The sequence below is a fragment of the Chromohalobacter canadensis genome, from assembly GCF_034479555.1.
Taxonomy (GTDB): Bacteria; Pseudomonadota; Gammaproteobacteria; order Pseudomonadales; family Halomonadaceae; genus Chromohalobacter; species Chromohalobacter canadensis.
In genome coordinates this window covers 2546668-2560910 of the sequence record NZ_CP140151.1, presented here as the reverse complement: position 1 = coordinate 2560910, position 14243 = coordinate 2546668, and the positions used below count along the sequence as shown (strand labels likewise).

The 14243-nt window shown below is 62.7% G+C and carries 14 protein-coding genes; 4 read left to right on the top strand and 10 right to left on the bottom strand.

All coding sequences use genetic code 11. The features are described 5' to 3' along the window. Window positions 1–10: 10 nt before the first annotated feature. Window positions 11–568, bottom strand: a complete 558-nt coding sequence (locus tag SR908_RS12145; RefSeq protein ID WP_246921578.1) for a DJ-1/PfpI family protein — start codon at window positions 566–568, stop codon at window positions 11–13. A 119-nt stretch (window positions 569–687) separates the two neighbouring features. Here SR908_RS12145 and SR908_RS12140 point away from each other — a divergent pair, with 119 nt between their 5' ends. The 3 genes from SR908_RS12140 (at window position 688) to SR908_RS12130 (ending at window position 3502) form a co-directional block, all read left to right on the top strand. Beyond that, on the top strand, window positions 688–1371 hold the full coding sequence (locus SR908_RS12140) for a hypothetical protein (protein ID WP_246921576.1): 684 nt from the start codon (window positions 688–690) through the stop codon (window positions 1369–1371). 88 nt (window positions 1372–1459) lie between these two features. Then, window positions 1460–2386, top strand: coding sequence for a lysine exporter LysO family protein (locus tag SR908_RS12135; protein WP_246921574.1), 927 nt, complete (start codon window positions 1460–1462; stop codon window positions 2384–2386). Between the two features lie 108 nt (window positions 2387–2494). Then, window positions 2495–3502: a LacI family DNA-binding transcriptional regulator gene (locus SR908_RS12130; RefSeq protein ID WP_097022729.1), complete on the top strand. Its 1008-nt coding sequence runs from the start codon at window positions 2495–2497 to the stop codon at window positions 3500–3502. A 13-nt stretch (window positions 3503–3515) separates the two neighbouring features. Here the strand turns inward: SR908_RS12130 and SR908_RS12125 are convergent, their stop codons facing one another. Then, complete coding sequence (locus SR908_RS12125; RefSeq protein ID WP_246921572.1) at window positions 3516–4052, bottom strand: gluconokinase; 537 nt, start codon at window positions 4050–4052, stop codon at window positions 3516–3518. Between the two features lie 160 nt (window positions 4053–4212). Between SR908_RS12125 and SR908_RS12120 the strand changes: the two genes are divergently transcribed. After that, complete coding sequence (locus SR908_RS12120; protein ID WP_246921570.1) at window positions 4213–5559, top strand: GntT/GntP/DsdX family permease; 1347 nt, start codon at window positions 4213–4215, stop codon at window positions 5557–5559. A 111-nt stretch (window positions 5560–5670) separates the two neighbouring features. On the opposite strand, the gene SR908_RS12115 is transcribed toward SR908_RS12120, so the two are convergent. From SR908_RS12115 to SR908_RS12080, 8 genes are all read right to left on the bottom strand, one after another. After that, on the bottom strand, window positions 5671–6810 hold the full coding sequence (locus tag SR908_RS12115; RefSeq protein WP_246921568.1) for a polynucleotide adenylyltransferase: 1140 nt from the start codon (window positions 6808–6810) through the stop codon (window positions 5671–5673). A gap of 4 nt (window positions 6811–6814) precedes the next feature. Next, a complete protein-coding gene (gene glpE, locus SR908_RS12110) occupies window positions 6815–7147 on the bottom strand; it encodes a thiosulfate sulfurtransferase GlpE (protein ID WP_246921567.1) in 333 nt (110 codons plus the stop codon). Window positions 7148–7173: 26 nt separating this feature from the next. Beyond that, complete coding sequence (locus SR908_RS12105; protein WP_246921564.1) at window positions 7174–7992, bottom strand: symmetrical bis(5'-nucleosyl)-tetraphosphatase; 819 nt, start codon at window positions 7990–7992, stop codon at window positions 7174–7176. Between the two features lie 17 nt (window positions 7993–8009). Then, window positions 8010–8393, bottom strand: coding sequence for a Co2+/Mg2+ efflux protein ApaG (gene apaG, locus SR908_RS12100; protein WP_097022735.1), 384 nt, complete (start codon window positions 8391–8393; stop codon window positions 8010–8012). Beyond that, window positions 8390–9205, bottom strand: coding sequence for a 16S rRNA (adenine(1518)-N(6)/adenine(1519)-N(6))-dimethyltransferase RsmA (gene rsmA / locus SR908_RS12095; RefSeq protein ID WP_246921560.1), 816 nt, complete (start codon window positions 9203–9205; stop codon window positions 8390–8392). The genes apaG and rsmA overlap by 4 nt, the downstream gene beginning before the upstream one ends. 33 nt (window positions 9206–9238) lie before the next feature. Next, window positions 9239–10261 (bottom strand): 4-hydroxythreonine-4-phosphate dehydrogenase PdxA, encoded by a 1023-nt coding sequence (pdxA, locus tag SR908_RS12090; RefSeq protein ID WP_246921557.1) that lies wholly within the window; start codon window positions 10259–10261, stop codon window positions 9239–9241. After that, on the bottom strand, window positions 10261–11568 hold the full coding sequence (locus tag SR908_RS12085) for a peptidylprolyl isomerase (RefSeq protein WP_246921554.1): 1308 nt from the start codon (window positions 11566–11568) through the stop codon (window positions 10261–10263). Before SR908_RS12085 ends, pdxA begins: the two co-directional genes overlap by 1 nt. 72 nt (window positions 11569–11640) lie before the next feature. Continuing rightward, on the bottom strand, window positions 11641–14106 hold the full coding sequence (locus SR908_RS12080; RefSeq protein ID WP_246921552.1) for an LPS-assembly protein LptD: 2466 nt from the start codon (window positions 14104–14106) through the stop codon (window positions 11641–11643). Between the last annotated feature and the right edge of the window lie 137 nt (window positions 14107–14243).

The window sequence follows — 14243 nt, the reverse complement described above, 5'->3', positions numbered from 1 at the left end:
GCTCGGGCGCTCACAGCAAGACGTTGAACTGCTTCAACCATTCGGGATGCGCGGGCCAGGCCGGGGCCGAGACCAACCGACCACAGGTCACCGCTTGATCCGCCGCGAGCTCGACGAATTCGCCGCCCGCCAGGCGCACCTCCGGCGCACAGGCGGGATATGCCGAGACACGCCGTCCGGCAAGCGATGCCGCAGCGGCGAGCAACTGTGCTCCGTGGCAGATCGTGGCAACGGGCTTGTCCGCCTCCAGGAAGTGACGCACGATGGAAAGCACACGTTCATCGAGGCGCAAATATTCTGGGGCGCGCCCACCCGGTATCACCAGCGCATCGTAGCTCGATGCCTCGATCTCGGCGAAGCTGGCATTCACGATGAAGTGGTGGCCGGGCTTTTCGGAATAGGTCTGATCGCCCTCGAAATCGTGAATGGCCGTCTTGACGCTATCGCCCTTTTTCTTGTCCGGGCAGACCGCATCGACGCCATGCCCCATCGCCTGCAGTGCCTGGAAGGGCACCATGATTTCATAGTCCTCGACGAAATCACCGGCAATCACGAGTATTCTGGCCATGCATCGGACTCCTGCGGGAAGGTAGGAACGGATTGGCTTTTACCCTTTCAGCGTAGTGCCTGACACGCCACACTGCACATGGAAATGGCGCCCCGCGCCGGCACCTAATGGAGGCCAAGATGCACGGATTGCACCGCTTCGCCGCCCTGGCCCTCGTCGCCTGCTGGATCAGTTTCGGCGCTATTTCCTACGCACATGCCGCACCCCAGCCCTTCACTGCGACTTACCACCTGCGCCTCGACGGTTGGCCGGATGCCGACGTCCATCATCGTATCAGCCATCTTTCGGCGAACGACTGGCAAAGCGAGATGCGCGCCAGCGTCCTCACCGCCGAGGGCTACGAGCGCGGCAAGTTCCGCCTCGACGGCGACGAGGTGCACGCCTGGCATTACGCCAGCGGCTATTCATTGTTCGGCCTCGGGGAGCGTTACCACCTATCGGCACGCGATCTCGCCGACCTGCCCGATCGCCAGAGCGCCATGTTCCAGCTATCCCGCAAGCTGGACGACGCCCCCTGTCAGGATGACGAAGCCACGCCATGCGAACTGGCGTATGCCGACCACAAGGGACGTACCGAGCATTTCGCATATCGCGTCGCGGCACCGCAAACGCTCGAGGTCCCGGCCGGCGGGTTCGACGCACGCTGGGTCGATGGGTGGAACCCGGAAAAGCCCGACCGCCGCCTGCGCCTGGCCTTTTCATCGACCACGCCCGGCTTGCTGATCAGCGTGGAATACTACCGCGATGGCGAGCTGACGAGTCGTATGGCGTTGACCGAACTGCATCGAGATGAAAAGCGCTAACTACCCATAAGCAAAAGCTTTTGCATGCTCCCCCCGGCTCACATAGAGTGGCCGCTTCCGAGATGACTTACACTACCCAGGAGCGGGCATGCTGGCCGGACTTTTGTTGATACTGCTTCCTCTGATCGTGGGCTATCTGGTGCCGGTACGTCATACCGGCATGCTTGCCACGATCGACCGTGGCGTCAATGGCTCGGTCTACGTCATCTTGTTCCTGATGGGCATCAGCCTCGCGGGGCTCGAGGACCTGCTCGACCAACTCTCGCGGATGAGCGGCCAGGCCGCCACGTTGTTCGCGATCATCACCCCGCTCAACCTGCTGGCGCTGGCCTGGCTGTCACGTCGCAGCCGCCTGCACACCGGACAATCACCCCGCCTCCCCGATGCGCCGACCAGCACCGGTGCAGCATTGATCGGCTCACTGTCGCTCGCCGGGGTAGTGATCCTGGGGACACTGTTCGGCGTGGCAGCAAGCCATTGGGGCGCCGGGGTCGTACATGCCTGGGCAGAGCCGCTCGCCGAATGGACGCTCTATCTGCTACTGGCGCTGATCGGCTGCCAATTGCGCAACTCGGGCATGCCGCTCAAGCAAATCTTGCTCAATCGCCATGGGCTGGTCATCGCGATCAGTGTGGCCCTCAGCTCTCTGCTGGGGGGCTTACTGGCCGCCCCGTTGCTCGATCTACGCTGGAACGAAGGCCTCGCCATGGCCGCCGGTTTCGGCTGGTATTCACTTTCCGGGATTCTCATCGGCGACCAGCTCGGCCCCGTGCTCGGCGGCGTGGCCTTCTTCAACGATCTCGCGCGGGAACTCTTCGCCTTCCTGCTCATCCCCCTGGTCATCCATCGCGCCACGCCGTTGGCCATCGGCTATGGCGGCGCGACATCAATGGACTTCACCCTGCCCGTCATCCAGCAACACGGCGGCGTAGCCTGCGTACCCATCGCCATCGTCAACGGATTCTTGCTGTCGCTACTCTCACCACCGCTGATCCTGCTCTTGCTATCCTTCTGACACCACTTGCGACCATGGCCCAACAGTCATGTCCAGACGAGGGTGCTAATCTCCGAGAACGTTACCGCTAACATTGCGGCATAACATAACAAGGAGATGGGGACACACATGCCGCGTCGTTCAACGGGTCGCGTCACGCTTCAGGATATTGCCGAACGTGTCGGCGTCAGCAAAGTTACGGTCTCGCGTTGCCTGCGCGAGCCGCAGCGCGTCTCCGAAACGGTCAGACTGCGCATCGAAGAAGCCATCGAGGTGCTGGATTACATTCCCAATCGCCAAGCCGGGGCGCTCTCCAGCGGACGCAGCCTGAGCGTAGCATTGCTGGTACCGTCGATTTCCAACTCGGTGTTCTCCGAGGTCCAGCGTGGCGTCGATGAAGGGCTACGCGAGGCAGGCTATCAGGTGCTCATGGGCCACACCGGGTACTCGATCCTCGAAGAAGAGCGTCTCATCGATACGTTCCTCGCCTACGGTGTCGATGGCTTCGTGCTCTCCAGCACCCGGCATACCGATCATGCCCAGCGTTTGCTGACACGTGCTCGGCTACCGGTGGTCGAAACCATGGAGCTCACCGAGACACCGCTGGACGTCAACGTGGGACTCGATCAACGCGCAGCCGGACGCGCCATCGGCGAGGCTCTAATCGCCGCCGGTTATCGACGCATCGGTTTTTGCGGCGCCCGCCTCGACTACCGTGTACAACTGCGCCTGGCCGGCTGGGAAGATGCCTTGAAGGCCGCCGGCCTCTCGACGCAACGCTGCCAGACGACCCCGCGCCCTTCTTCGTACCGCCTGGGGGGAGAGCTGCTCTCGGCGATGCTCGAGCGCTGGCCAGACATGGATGCCGTATTTTGCTGTAACGACGACCTGGCGGCGGGGGCCTTGTTCGAATGCCAGCGGCGGCGCCTCGAGGTGCCCGGGCAGTTGGCCCTGGCCGGCTTCAATGGCCTCGACATCACCGATGCGACCTGGCCAACGCTCACCACCGTCATTACCCCACGTCGTGCCATTGGTGAACAGGCCGCACGTCTGATCGTCGAGCGCTTGCAGGGGGCGCCGCACGCCCCTTCTCGCCATGACATGGGCTTCGAGATCGCTCTGCGTCAAAGCACCTGACGACACGCCTCGCTCACGAGGCGTGTCGAGTGCGCTGTGATACCCCCTGCACGCTTAGAGCGACGACATCGTCCAGCGAAGCATCGATGTTCACGGTCACTGCTTCGTCTGTTCCCGGTGACTCGAGTGTGGCCAGCTGACTATCGAGCATGGCCTCCCCCTTGAAGAAGTGATCCTGACGCGCCTTCAGACGCTCCAGCAGCACCTCGCGCGTACCGGCCAGATGCACGAAGCACAGCGCATCATCGCCACCACGCAACAAGTCGCGATACTCACGCTTGAGTGCCGAGCAGCCGATCACCACGGTTTCCCGGTTGTCGCGCCCTTCCCGCACCAACTCGGACAAACGCGTCAGCCAGCCGGCACGATCATCGTCGTTGAGGGGTTCCCCGCGCGACATCTTGGCGACGCTGGTCGCCGAATGATAAGTGTCACCGTCGATGAAACGCCCTTCAAGCGCCTCGGCCAGGCGTTCACCGACCGACGTCTTACCGCAGCCCGACACACCCATGACGATGACCCGCTGCGGGTTGCTCGTCGACTCGTTCATATCCACGTTTCCTCGTTTCGCTATTCGCCTTTCGGAGCATTGTTGCGCACGTAATGTTACCGGTAACATTCATTTTCCTAAATCCGACGCCAAGGCACAACGCGACCATCGGCGCATCCTTCCTGTTGCCGGTCGCGCCTCCAACAGAGGTTTCGTTCACATGGATAACGCCACCACCCTGCTCCTTTCCGCGCTGGGCGGCATCATATTGCTGTTGTATCTGGTCATGCGCCTGCGCCTGCATGCCTTCGTCGCGCTATTGACCGTCAGTCTGATCGTCGGCCTCACCACGGGCATGGATCTCGATGCCATTCTTCAATCCGTACAGGAGGGTATGGGTGGCACACTCGGCTTCGTCGCGACTGTTGTCGGTCTTGGCGCGATGTTCGGCAAGATGCTGGAAGTCTCCGGCGGGGTCGATCGCCTGGCCAGCACGTTACTCAATCGTTTCGGGGAAGACCGCTCGCAATGGGCCATGGGTGTCACCGGTTTTCTGGTGGCGATTCCGGTGTTCCTGGATGTCGCCTTCATCATTCTAGTGCCACTGGTCTATGCCCTGACCCGTCGCACCGGACGCTCCCTGCTCTACTATGGTATCCCGCTCCTTGCCGGGCTTGCAGTTACCCATTCGTTCATTCCCCCGACGCCGGGACCGATTGCCGTGGCAGAACTGATCGGCGCCGATCTAGGCTATGTCATCCTGTTCGGGGCCATGGCGGGTCTGCCGGCCATGGTCATCGCGGGGCCGATCTTCGGGCGCTATATCGCCAAGCATATCGACGTAGGCATTCCGGACTACATGGAGCTGCCAAAGGACGAGATTGACAGCACCGGCCTGCCGAGCTTCAAGCTGATCCTCGCCATCATTCTGCTGCCGCTGGTTCTGATCGTGCTCAACACCGTCTCCGGCGCGGTGCTGGCCGACGATAACCCGGTCGTTACCACCTTGGCCTTCGTGGGTCACCCCTTCGTGGCGCTGACCCTGGCGACACTGCTGTCGTTCGTGTTCCTGGGTACGCGCCGTGGCATGAGCCGCGAGAATGTCATGGAAGTCGCCACCAAGGCGCTCGAACCGGCCGGCATCATCATCCTCGTCACCGGTGCCGGTGGCGTCTTCAAACAGATGCTGATCGATTCCGGCGTCGGCGATGTGATGGGGCAGTTGATGGCTGACAGCTCCCTGCCGCCGATTCTGCTCGCCTTCTTGATTTCCACCGCCGTGCGTGTGGTGCAAGGCTCCGCCACAGTAGCGATGATTACGGCCGCCGGGCTGATGGCACCGTTGATCTCCACGCTGGGGCTGGAAGGCCCGGTACTCGGCCTGATCGTGATCGCCATCGCTTCTGGCGCCACGGTACTCAGTCACGTCAACGACTCCGGGTTCTGGCTGGTCAACCGTTACTTTGGCCTGACCGAGGCACAGACCCTGAAGAGCTGGACAGTGATGGAAACCCTGATCGGGCTGGTGGGTCTGGTGGTCGCGCTGATCATCGGGCTGTTCGTGTAACGTCGCGCCACGCATCGCATAAAAACGCAGAAGGGGCCTTGATGGCCCCTTCTGCGTTTGCATATCGCGGTTTCTATCTTCCCGTTGCGCTCATCGCGATCACGCCAAGGCTTACAGCTTATACAGCCTGACCACGTCCTCGATACTGGCCAAGCGCCGCTGCGCCAGCGCTTCGCCCAACGCCTTGCCACGATAGCCTTCCTCAAGCAACGCGCGCGGTTCGACCTCGATCGCTGCCTGCCAGGCTTTGGAGATGCACTCGGCCAGCGCTGGCGCTTCCAGCGCTAGATAACGCTGAAGCGGCTCGACGCGCTCGGACCGCCGCCAGGCGTCGATGGCGTCGAACCAGGCCAGCACATCGGCACCCTCCAGCCCGGCATCGTCGTGCTTCTGCCGAAACGCCCGGGTACGCGCCACCTGGCGGGCAAGATCACGCCACGCATTGGGCACGCGCAGGCGTTCGCACAAGGCGTCACGCGCCTCATCCTCCAACGCTTCGAGCAAGCGCGCCCAGCGCCACTGTGCCGGTTCGCCGCCGGCGGGGAGTCTCGCCATGGCTTTTTCGCCAAGATCGAGAGCGGCGTCGGCATTCAGTTCCGGCATCCACACGGCCAGGGCCCCGCACTCTTGCAGCGCCCGGAAGTAGGCAATGGGACGAGGCTCAGCCAGCGCCTTGACGGTCTCCTGCCAGACACGCTCGGCGACGAGGTGACCGATTTCGCCGCTGTCGCATAGTCGACGCATCAAGCGCTTCGTATCGTCGGCGATAACGAAGCCCAGATCCCGGTAGCGCGCCCAAAAGCGTGCCGTGCGCAGCACACGCAAGGGGTCTTCGACGAACGCCTCGGAGACATGACGCAGCACGCGCGCGTCGAGATCCTGCGCGCCCTGGAAAGGATCGACCAGTCGGCCATCGCGATCCTCGGCCATCGCGTTGATGGTCAGATCGCGGCGCGCCAAGTCTTCTTCAAGGGTTACCTCGGGGCTGGCGTGAACCACGAATCCGGTATAACCGTGGCCCTGTTTGCGCTCGGTACGCGCCAGGGCATACTCCTCGTGGGTCACCGGGTGCAGAAAGACCGGAAAGTCGCGCCCCACCGGCATGAAGCCCCGCTCAGTGAGTTCTTCCGGCGTGGCACCGACCACCACCCAGTCCTCATCGGTGACGGGCCAACCAAGACGCGCATCGCGCACCGCCCCGCCGACCCGGTAGACGGCGAAACTCTCGAGCACATCGCGAGGCTCGTTCATGGGCTCAGTTCTCGACCCGCTCGGGATGACGCGCGGCCCAGTCGGTGAAGCCGCCGTCCAGGCTATAGACATCGCTAAAGCCCTGAGCCGCCAGCCAAGTAGCCGCCTGCTGACTGGAATGGCCGTGATAGCAGACAACCACCATGGGGCGTTCACGCGGCGCTTGCTCGAACAATTCCGCCACGCTGGCGTTATCGAGGTGATGGCTACCGGGAATATGCCCCTGTGAATAACTCAAAGGATCGCGGATATCGACCAGCGTCAGCTCACGGGCGCTCTCGAGCCATTGGGCCAACGTGGTCGGGGCAAGATGGGTGAAGCTTTTCTCGTCGGACATGGGAATGCTCCTTGGCAGTGTCGGAATCAACGCCGCGGATGGGCCGGCTCGACGTAGCGTTCGCCGCTTTCCAGATCGACCGCGGTCAGCTCACTGCCCCACACGCAGCCGGTATCCAGCGCCAGGGCACGCACACGGGCGTCGGGGGTCTTGCCCTGAAGCGCCGCCCAGTGACCGAAGACGATACGCGGATCGTCCTTGCGCGGGTAGGTAAACCAGGGTGCGAAGTGGGCGGGCGCGCTGTCCAACCCTTCCTTGGCATCGAAGTCGAGTGTCCCATCGGCGGCGATGAAACGCATGCGTGTGAAGGTATTGACGATGACACGCAGACGCTCGATACCGCGCAGATCTTCCGACCAGCGCGCCGGCAAATTGCCGTACATCACAGCCAGGAAATCGCTCACCGAATCGCCACGCAGCACCGTCTCGACCTCGGCGGCGTAGTCGCTCGCCTGCTTCAGCGACCATTGCGGCGGCAATCCGGCATGGACCATGACGGCGTCGAGCGAGGCATCATGCACCAGCAGCGGCTGGCGACGCAGCCAGTCGAGGAGCTCGTCGCGGTCATCGGCCTCGAGAATCGGCTGCAGCGTATCGGCACGCTTGAGAGGCGCGTCGGCCCAGGCCGCCGCCAGCAAATGCAAGTCGTGATTGCCCAGCACGACCCGGACGCTGTCGCCCAGCGCCTTCACGGCGCGCAGGCAATCAAGCGACCCCGGCCCACGGTTGACCAGGTCACCCACTAGCCACAGACGATCACGCCGTGGATCGAAGGCGATCCGTTCGAGCAACGCCGCGAACTCCGCATAGCAGCCCTGCAAGTCGCCGATGGCATATGTCGACATATTCTCTCCCAACCTACTCAGTGTATCTGATTAGGCCCCGCGAGACGGAAGGCCGCGATGGGGACCTCGAAGGCGCGCTGTTCGGTAGTGTCCAGGCAGGTGTAGCTACCTTCCATGACGCCCACCGGGCCATCGAGCACCGCACGGCTGGTATAACGAAAGCGCTGACCGGGGCCGATCAATGGCTGCTGCCCGACGACCCCCTTGCCGCGCACTTCCTGCACCTTGCCGCTGCTCTGGGTGATCTGCCAATGGCGTGCCAGCAGCTGGATCGAGCGCATCGAGCGGTTGTGCACGGTAATCGTATAACTGAAGACATAACGCTGTTCGGCGGGGGCGGACTCACTTGCCTGATAGGCAGGCTCGACCTCCACCTGTACATCGGCGACCATTTCACTCATGGTGTCGCTCCCGCGACATGGTTGGCAATACGCACCAGTTCTTCGACGTTCAACGTCTGCGGGCGGCGCCCCGCATCGATCTCCAACACGTCCCAGGCCGCGTCATCGAGGCGCCCCTTGAAGTTGTTACGCAGCGTCTTGCGACGTTGGCCAAAGGCTTCGCGCACGATCTCGCCAAACAACGCTTCGTCATGCGCGACATGCGGCGGCTCGGCATGCGGCACCAAGCGCACGATCGCCGATTCGACCTTGGGGCGCGGCGTAAAGGCTTCTGGTGGCACCACGAACAAATTGTCCACCTGGCAATAATACTGCGCCATCACCGACAGGCGCCCCCATGCCGAACTGCCCGGCGTCGCCGCCAGACGCTCGACGACCTCCCTTTGCAGCATGAAATGCATGTCAGCGATAACGTCGCGCGCCGTCAACAGATGGAAGATCAGCGGTGTGGAGATGTTGTAAGGCAGGTTGCCGATGACTCGTAGCGGCTTGTCGGGCGTTTCCCCTTCCGCCGCAAGCGCAGCGAAGTCGAACTTGAGTGCATCCCCTTCGTGAATGACGAACGCCGGATAATTGAAGAACTGCACGCGCAGCCCCGGAATCAAGTCACGATCCAGCTCGATAACCTCCAGCGCGCCGGCGGCATCCAACAAGGGTTCCGTCAACGCGCCTTGCCCGGGGCCGATTTCAATCAAGCGCTGATCGGACCTCGGCGCGATGGCATGCACGATGCGCGCGATAACGCCGGGATCACGCAAGAAGTTCTGGCCGAAGCGTTTACGGGCCTGGTGGACCGGGGGGTGATTGGACATGGACGTGGCGTATTCCTTGGGGCAATCGGGCATTCATTCAGGTGCGACATGGCCGCTGCAGGCCATCCTGGCGGCGACGTCGAGCGCCACCCGCAAGCTACCGGCGTCTGCCTGGCCACTCGCGGCCAAGTCGAGCGCCGTACCGTGATCGACCGAGGTGCGAATCAATGGCAGCCCCAGCGTCACGTTGGCGGCTTCGCCGAAACCGGCATATTTCAGTACCGGCAAGCCCTGATCGTGATACATGGCGAGCACGGCATCGGCGTTTTTAAGGTGATGCGGCGTGAACAACGTGTCGGCGGGCAAGGGACCGACGAGATCCAGCCCTTCCCGGCGCAGCTCAGCCAGCGCCGGCGCGATGATATCACGCTCTTCGACGCCCAGATGCCCCTCCTCGCCGGCATGCGGATTGAGACCGCATACCAGGATGCGCGGCCGTGCGATGCCGAAGTGGCGACGTAGATCCGCGTCTAGAATCGTTGTCACGCGACGTAAACTCTCGGCATCGATGGCATCGGCCACCGCGCGTAGAGGGAGATGCGTCGTCGCCAGCGCCACGCGTAAGGGTGGCTCGGTGCGCTCGGTGGCCAGCATCATCACCACCTCTTCGACGCCACAGGCATCGCGGAGGTATTCGGTGTGGCCGGTAAAACCCGGATAGCCGCCCTCGATGATCGCACCCTTGTGCAAGGGCGCGGTGACCATGGCATCGGCATGACCATCGCGGCAGGCCGCAATAGCGACATCCAGCGTTTCGAGCACATAGGCGGCGTTGGCAGGGTCGAGCCGACCGGCCTCGCTGGGGGCTCGCAGTCGCACCGGCCACACCGGCAAGACACCGTCACGCGGCGCAGGTACCGGCGCTCCGTCGGCCAACGGGACGATGCGCACCGCCAACGCCAAGCGTGCGGCGCGCTCGGCCAACAATTCGGGATCGCCGATGGCGACGAGGCGCGTCTCGTGATCCTGCCAAGCCACCGCCAGCGCCAGCGTCAAATCCGGGCCGATCCCCGCCGGCTCGCCGGTGGTCAATGCCAGCACCGGAGAAGACGTCATCACTGCTGGCTGTCTTCCAGACGGTTATCGATATACGCGCCGGAACGGATCTCTTGCGTCCAGGCCTCGAGCTCGTCGTTCACCTTGCGCTGGAACAGGGTCTGCCGGACCTGTTCGCGCTGGGCATCACGGGTCACGTCCTGCTGGCGACGATCTTCGAGCTCGATCACATGATAACCAAAGCGCGAACGCACCGGCTGAGACAACTCGCCGACACTCATGTCATCCACGGCATCCTCGAACGCCGGCACCATCTGTCCGGGGCGCACCCAGCCCAGTTCGCCGCCATCGAGGGCGCTACCGTCGTCGTCGCTATACTGCTGCGCCAACTCAGCAAAGCTCTCGCCCCCCGCGATCCGTTGACGAATGTCCTCGGCCAGTGACTCGGCCTGTTCGTCGTTACGATTCGGGTTGGTGCCAATCAGGATATGACGCACTTGGTTCTCGGTGACCACCGTCTCCTGTTCGCCCTGGCCGCCACGCGTCTCGATGCGCTTGACCAAGTGGAAGCCACTAGGGCTGCGTACCGGCTCGCTGACCTCGCCGTCGGCGAGTTGGGGCACCACATCAGCAAAGATCGTCGGCAACTGGTCACCACGGCGCCAGCCTAGATCACCACCGGACAGCGCCTGTTCGCCATCGGAGTCGGCCGTGGCGAGTTGCTGAAAGTCGGCGCCATCCTGTAGCTGGCGATACAGATCGCGGGCCTCGGTCTGCGCCTGTTCAACCTGCTCAGGCGTGGGCGACTCGGGCAGCGAGACGAGAATGTGTGCCAGATGATAAGCCGTATCGGAGGACTCACCTTGCTGCTCAAGATAGCGATCGACCTCACGATCGGTAACGTTGACGCGGCTGGCGACCTGGCTCTGCTGTACCTGGCGCAGCAGCATTTCGCGGCGTACTTGTTCGCGTACCGCCGCCAGCGACATGCCGTCTGCCTCGAGCGAGTCAGCGAACTCATCCAGCGACATGTCATTGTTCTTGGCAATATCGCGCACGGCGGCATTGAGCTGCGTATCGTCGATGCTCACATTGGCGCGCTCAGCCATCTGCAGCTGGATCTGCTCGACGATCATGCGATCAAGTACCTGGCGTCGCAGGTCATCTTCGTCCGGCACGGGCACATTGCGGCTGGCCATCTGCTGACTTACCTGGGTAACGCGATCTTCGAGCTGGCTCTGCATGATCGCATCCTTGTTGACGACTGCCACGATGCGGTCCAGCGGCTGGGGCTGTGCCAAGGCCACCAGTGGCGTCAACGCCATCAGTAGCATGAAGCCCAGGGAGGCGAACGATCTCAAGCGCATGAAGTCCTCTCTACGTTACTGTCTTGTCGCCGGCGCATGCCTGAACCGGCGGTGAATAGATGCCAGTGTGACTTAGAAGCTAGTCGCCCGATAACCGGGGATGGCTTCCTCGAAGTAACTATCGGCTTCCTGGCCAACGCCACCCAAGCCCTTGAACACGAAGCGCAGGAACAGTCCGCGATCCGTGTAGTCGTCATCGATGCGATTGGCAGTGTCATTGTCTTCGACCCACTCACGCCAGACGAGTTGTACCGCAGAGCAACAGTCGTTGAACTGGACACCCGCCAATTGTTCCAGGGCGCGGTCGTTGGTGTTGTCGTACAAGAAACGACCGATCAAATCCAGACTCGGTGTCGCCTGATACGCGAAGGACACGTCGTAATCCTCGCGATTGTAGCCCAGACGATCCTCTTCATCGTCCTGCGGCTGGAACCCTTCGAGTTGCCAATTATAGCCAAGGTTCAATACGTGACCGGCGGGATCCTGATACTGCAGATACGCCGAAGCTTTCTCGGTCATGCTCCGATCGGGATCGTAGTACCAGGAATAGCGGCTACGCCAGCGCTCGGTCATCTGCCACTCCAGCTCAGTGATCACCGGCGAGCGGTCCCGCGTGGCGTTGTACCAGTCCTGATAGTTGTCCTCGCGGTTCGGCAAGGTGTCGGGGGCGCCTCTCATGTCGATGTTGCGATCGGAGAAGTAGCTGCTCTGCCCCACCGATAGCGACAGGCGCTCGCGCCCGGTGTCGTCTTCCAAAAAGCGGGTGGACGCGCCATAGGACAGCTTGTTGACATCACCCAGGCGGTCGGCGCCGGAGAAACGGTAAGGTGACCACAGTTGCCCCCAGGACACGGCACGTTCACTGGTATCGAAGTCGGGGAAGTCGCTCTGGTCACGCTCCGGCACGTAGGCGTAATAGAGCCGTGGCTCCAGGGTCTGGCGCCAATCGGTGCCGAATAGCGTGGTGTCACGCTCGAAGATCAGCCCTGAATCCATCGATAGCACCGGCGCCACCAGGGAAGGATCCTCGTCGCGGTCGGTTTGCCGATTGCCGTAATCGAGTTGATAGCTCGACTGCCAGAGCTGCGCACGCGGCTCGAAAAAGCCCCAACTGGGATCGGCACGCCACCCCAGCGCCGGCGTCAAATGCACGCGCGAGCCATTGGCGGCCTCGCGCAGCGGAATTCTGCGCCGATTGCCGGTTTCCTCGTCCGTCCAGAACCCTTGGCTGTCGACACCGTCGAGATTGCGCCAGAAGTAGGTCGCGTTGGAATTCCACTCCTGATAGAAGCCGTTGTCCTGGCTCCAGCGGGCATCCGCGCTCAGGCTGGGCAGCCGATAGAACGGCTTGTCATCCTCATCGAGCGGATAGTCGAGCTTTTGATAACCTTGGGCACGCGCATCGAGGCGCCAGGTATCGCCGCGATAAGTCATGCGCGCCAAACGCGCCAGGTGGTCGGTATCCTGCTCGGCGAAATTGCGGCCGAAATCATCGAAGTAGCGCCCGTCGCTTGCCGCACCATAGGCCAGTTGATAATCCAACTGCGACGAGAAGCGCCCCGCATGCTGATAATCGATGTACCAGCGCGCTTCGTCTTCGAAGGCGTCATCGGGATCATTGGGATTATCGCTGGCGCCGCCCCGGTCGCTGGCCAAGTAGGCGCCTTCGACCGTCCCTTGATCGCTACCGAACAAGTAACGAAACTCACCGCCCAGCATGGCACCATGCTCGCTCATCCAGCGCGGAGACAGGGTGGCATCGTAATTGGGCGCCAAGTTGAGATAGTAGGGCTGAGTATAGTCGAGTCCATCGCTCGACAAGCCCAGCGACGGCCATAGAAAGCCGCTCTGCCGGCGGTCATCGATGGGGAAGCGCACCCATGGCCAGTAGAAGACCGGCACGTCACCCATCTCCAGGCGTGCATTGGTCGCGGTACCGAAGCCCTCGGTGCGATCCAGAGTCACGTCGCTGCCCACCATGCGCCACAGGCGATTACCCGGTTCGCAGGTGGTGAAGCTGGCATCGTCGAGGCGATAGCGGCCGTCGGCCAGGCGTTGAAGTTCGATGGCGTCGCCACGCAAGCGCTGATCGTGGATGACATAATGTGCATTGTCGATCTGGGCGGCGTCGCTATCCAGCGCCATGCTGGCATCGTCGCCGCGCACCAGCAGCCCAGGATTGCGAACCGCCGTTGGGCCCTCGGCGAAGGCGCGATCACGCGCGGCGTTGACACGCACGCGCGGCGATTCGAGTTGCGTCTCGCCACGCCGCAGCGCCACCTCGCCAGACAGCATGGTGCCGCCATCGTCGCCATAGGCCGCTTCAGCCGAATCGGTACGGATCTGCTGAGGCGTCTCGCCGGCGGGCAACTGATAGCCCGGCTCGACGTAGCGTCCGCTACACAATGCGCCTTGCGGCGCGCTATCGCCCCAAGGCTGCCAGTCCAACTGCTGCGCGGGCAGGGGAGCGGGAGGCGCCGCGTGGGCAGCGGCGGTCATCAAGCCTGAGAGGGCAGTCCAGAAGAGTCGCTTGCCCATGGTCCTCTGTGTCCTTGCCGAGTGGAATCGGTATTATACAGCCCCTGTCGCGTGCGTCTGCCTCGCGAAGACACACAAGCGCGGCACGCAGACGTATCACGCGGCGCCATGAGCGTCGGCGATGCGCGACGAGTGAA